Source organism: Kocuria sp. CCUG 69068, assembly GCF_020833785.1.
In the GTDB taxonomy this organism is placed as follows: domain Bacteria; phylum Actinomycetota; class Actinomycetes; order Actinomycetales; family Micrococcaceae; genus Kocuria; species Kocuria rosea.
In genome coordinates, this window is the sequence record NZ_PDDL01000210.1 from 1 (window position 1) to 2,365 (window position 2,365).

The 2,365-nt window shown below is 74.4% G+C and carries 3 protein-coding genes and 1 pseudogene; all 4 read right to left on the reverse strand.

Annotated elements, in window-relative coordinates:
• Positions 1-125, reverse strand: a pseudogene (locus tag CRM73_RS18920) (tRNA(Ile)-lysidine synthetase); the annotation flags it as partial.
• A 56-nt stretch (positions 126-181) separates the two neighbouring features.
• A complete protein-coding gene (locus CRM73_RS18925; RefSeq protein WP_017832040.1) occupies positions 182-661 on the reverse strand; it encodes a hypothetical protein in 480 nt (159 codons plus the stop codon).
• Positions 662-787: 126 nt separating this feature from the next.
• Positions 788-1,969 (reverse strand): zinc-dependent metalloprotease, encoded by a 1,182-nt coding sequence (locus tag CRM73_RS18930; protein ID WP_095650867.1) that lies wholly within the window; start codon positions 1,967-1,969, stop codon positions 788-790.
• Between the two features lie 45 nt (positions 1,970-2,014).
• Positions 2,015-2,365 (reverse strand): D-alanyl-D-alanine carboxypeptidase (locus CRM73_RS18935; protein WP_229588761.1); only part of this gene is annotated, 351 nt, incomplete at its 5' end.

The following is a 2,365-nucleotide window of genomic DNA, read 5'->3' on the forward strand; positions in this document are numbered from 1 at the left end:
CGCCGGGCGAAGTGGGCCGCGGCGGCGGCCAGCGCGAGGGAGTCGGGGCCGCCGCTGCAGGCCACCAGCACGAGCGGGGGCTCCGCGGAGGTCCGGGGGACGTGCTGCCGGACGGAGTCGAGCACACGGCGCCGCCCCGCGGCGACGTCCGGGGACAGTCGGCCGCGGCGGGCGAACTGGGTCACCGGCGGGCGTCCTCGCGGTCGCTCGCGGCCTGCTGGTTCTGCGACTCCCGCACGGCCAGGCGCACGACCTTGGCGAGGGTCGGGGCGGTCTCGCCGAGCAGGTCCAGGGCGGCCTCGAGCTCGTGCCGCGGGACCACGTGCGCGAGGGCCGCGACGGCGTTGGTCTCGCTGTGGATGCCGGCCTGGATCTGCGTGGTCGACAGCACGGGCTGCGAGGCCTCGACCGCGGCGAGGACCTCCTCGATGTCCGGGGTGCCGATGCGCTGCTCCAGCATCACCAGGCGCTCGTAGACCGCCGGGTTGCCGATCTTGATCCGGCGGCCGCTGTTGAGCTGCGACAGCATGGGGGCGGAGAGGCCGAGGACCTCGGCCAGTCGCCGCTGCGTGATGCCGTAGGCCTGGACGACCGTGCCGAAGCGCTCCGACAGGGGCTGGCCGTACAGCTTGACCTGCTGTTCGATATTCTCTGTGCTCACGTAAAGATTTTGTCACACAAAGGTGATCCGGCCTACCGCGTGTCGCGCCGTGACCGAGGTCTCCGAGGCGGGGCGCCCCACCCCTAATGTGTATGAATCTGCATGTCAAACGGGGGTGCGTGGTGTCTACCACATTCCCGGCGGCTCCGGGGCGGGGAGGAGCCGGCGCGGCGGTGCGCCCGGGCCCAGCACGCGCTCGATCCAGCGCTCCGGGGCGTGGATCTCGGCCTCCGTGGGAAGGTGCTCCGGGGCCTCCCAGATCCGGTTGAACGACTCCAGCCCCACGGTCCCCACCACGGTCGTGACGAACCGCTGGCCGTCGCTGTACTGGCGCATCTTCGCGTCCATCCCGAGCAGGCGCCGGACGAAGCGGTCGAGGCTGCCCTGGAGCTCGGAGCGCCGCTCGAAGCGCCGCCGGATCGTCTTCACGGAGGGCACCACGGAGGCGTCCACCCCGTCCATCACGAAGTTCGCGTGCCCCTCGAGCAGGCTCATCACGGCGGTGAGGTGGGAGAGCACCTCCCGCTCCCGCCGCCCCATGAGCAGGCCCACCACGCCGAGGGAGGCCCGGGGCTCCTCCGCCCCCGCGCCGCGCCCGGGCAGGGAGCGGACCGCTTCCGTGAGCCGCGCCCCGAGGGTCTCGGCGTGCCCCATGAGGGAGTCGGCGAGCTCGTTGATCTGCTCGATCATGTGCTCGCGCAGCCACGGGGCCGCGGCGAACTGGACGCGGTGGGTCTGCTCGTGGAGGCAGACCCACAGCCGGAAGTCCTCCGGCTCGACGTTGAGCTCCCGCTCGACCGTGAGGATGTTGGGCGCGACGAGCATCAGCCGCCCGCCGGGGTGCCGCTGCGCGGCCACGGCGGAGACCAGCCCGGCGTACGGGTCGTACTGGCCCAGGACCTTCGCGGAGAGGAACCCGAGGACCGCCGCCATCTCCATGGCGGTGGCCGTGCCGCCGAGGGCGGTGGCGGCCGCGCCGAACTGCTCCGGGCGGCGCCGGCGCAGGGCCTCGACCGCCGGCTCCATGAGCACCTCGAAGGCCTGGGCGTTGGCCTTCGACCACCCGGCGCGGTCCACGACCAGCACGGTGGAGTCCCGCAGGTCCCGCGCCGCCTCGAGCCCGGTGATCCGGTGGACATGGTCCACGGACGCCTCGGCGTGGCGGCGCATGGAGGCCACCGCCGCCTGCATGGCCCGGGCGGACATCCTCGGCCCCGGCGGCGTGAGCCGGGCGGCGGCTGAGGCCGCGAGGTCCCACCGGACGATCCCGGGCGCGTCCGTCTCCGGCGGTCGTTGTGCTGCGCTCATGGCCTCATGCAACCACACGCGCCTGGGAGCGCCCGGCGCGGGCCGTCACAGGAGGGCCAGGGCCGCCACCGCGCGGTCCACGGCGTCCCGGGCGGCGGCGGGGTCGGCGACCTCGTTGAGCACCACGGAGAACGTCAGCAGCCGCCCCCCGTCCGTGCTGACGTGCCCGCTGAGGGCGACCACGGAGTTCAGCGTGCCTGTCTTCGCCCGCGCCAGGCCTCGCCCGGGGCGCTCGGCGTCGTCGTCGAACCGGCCGGCGAGGGTCCCGCTGCCGCCGGCCACCGGGAGCGCCCGGGCGCCGGGGGTCAGCGCCCCCGTGGGGTCGGTGACCATGGCCCGCACGACCTGCTCGAGCGCGCGGGCGGGGATGCGGTTGCGCAGGGACATCCCGGACGC